The following is a 1,136-nucleotide window of genomic DNA, read 5'->3' on the forward strand; positions in this document are numbered from 1 at the left end:
TTGAAATAAAAAAGACCGCCACGCCAAAACTAGATGACGCAAAGAATTTTTTTATCACAGGCAGAATCAAGAATGTGGAGGTTGCGCCTCCGTGCATTGTCTGCTGCTGCGGAAAGCCGGTTTCTGTAGCAAAAGGCGTGATGGCGATTCCGGCGGAGTATGTGTAAACACTCCGATAATAATATATGAGCAAATTATATATTGTTAATTTTTCAAGGTCGGAGTATGCAATGCATATTCCTATGTTTAGGGTTCTTTGTCCGTCTTATGCTTCTGAGTATCTTGCAAGCTATGAAATTCAAGGCAAGGAAATTAAGGAAAATGACCACGTGCTTATTGGGTGTGCCGCGGACGAAAGAAAAGCTCTTGAAGCTCTTCTTATTCTAAGACAGAAAAAACTTCATATAACGCTGTATTCAGAAAGACCTCCAACCGCACTTTTTTTATGCATTGTCCGCAAGTTAGATAGCATTTCGCTTCTTTTCTGCCCGGAAAGCATGGAAGACATTGCCCACTGTGCAGAGTTTTACACAAAAGGAAAAAGATTTGTATCAAAGGCGGCCCAACGAAAAAATGAAACCAATCTTTTGGGAAGATTCGTCAACATGGAATCTCTAAGTGAAACAAACAGGCTGCTTGTTTTTGGAATTGCGGAAGGCTTGTCTTTAAAAGAAATGCAGTCGCTAACAGGACGCAAAGAAAGGTACATACAGACTTGCCTTCATAGGCTTAAAGAAAGATTCAATGTGCTTGAAAAGCGGGAGCTTTTTAGCGCGCTTTTAAAATGGCTTTCTCTGGACGTCCAAGAGTTTCAGGCAGGATAAACAACAGACGCTAAGAATTTTTCTTTTTGTTTCCAAGCCGGAACAAGCACCTTTGTGTTCTTCAAGGCTTTTTTATACAAAACAGGCAGAAGGCTTGAGAACACTTCCACTTTGTGAGTTCTGGACTTGGATTTTACAGTAAGAAGACAGCCGAGCTCTTTTTCTTCATTAAGAATCGGCTCGGCATCTTTTTCAAGTATTCCCAAAAGCATAATGTTTTCTTTTGATTCCATACATTATATATATGCTTTTTTTTACAAAAAATGACTGTTACAGAGTTAGTCTTCTGCGCCACGACACAGGAATCTCTGA

Annotated in this window: 2 protein-coding genes; one reads left to right on the forward strand and one right to left on the reverse strand. The window is 40.1% G+C overall.

Annotated elements, in window-relative coordinates; genetic code table 11:
- Positions 1–185 precede the first annotated feature (185 nt).
- Positions 186–824 carry a hypothetical protein gene (locus tag B4C08_RS03935; RefSeq protein WP_296663118.1) on the forward strand — a complete coding sequence of 213 codons (639 nt, stop codon included), beginning with the start codon at positions 186–188 and terminating at the stop codon, positions 822–824.
- Here the strand turns inward: B4C08_RS03935 and B4C08_RS03940 are convergent.
- Positions 812–1,057, reverse strand: coding sequence for a hypothetical protein (locus B4C08_RS03940; protein WP_296663120.1), 246 nt, complete (start codon positions 1,055–1,057; stop codon positions 812–814). The genes B4C08_RS03935 and B4C08_RS03940 overlap by 13 nt on opposite strands.
- Between the last annotated feature and the right edge of the window lie 79 nt (positions 1,058–1,136).

The sequence above is a fragment of the Treponema sp. UBA753 genome (genome assembly GCF_002297325.1).
Classification (GTDB): domain Bacteria; phylum Spirochaetota; class Spirochaetia; order Treponematales; family Treponemataceae; genus Treponema_D.

Coding starts and splice junctions, on each gene's coding strand:
- B4C08_RS03935 (WP_296663118.1), top strand. CDS start 186: ATGAGCAAATTATATATTGTTAATTTTTCAAGGTCGGAGTATGCAATG.
- B4C08_RS03940 (WP_296663120.1), bottom strand. CDS start 1,057: ATGGAATCAAAAGAAAACATTATGCTTTTGGGAATACTTGAAAAAGAT.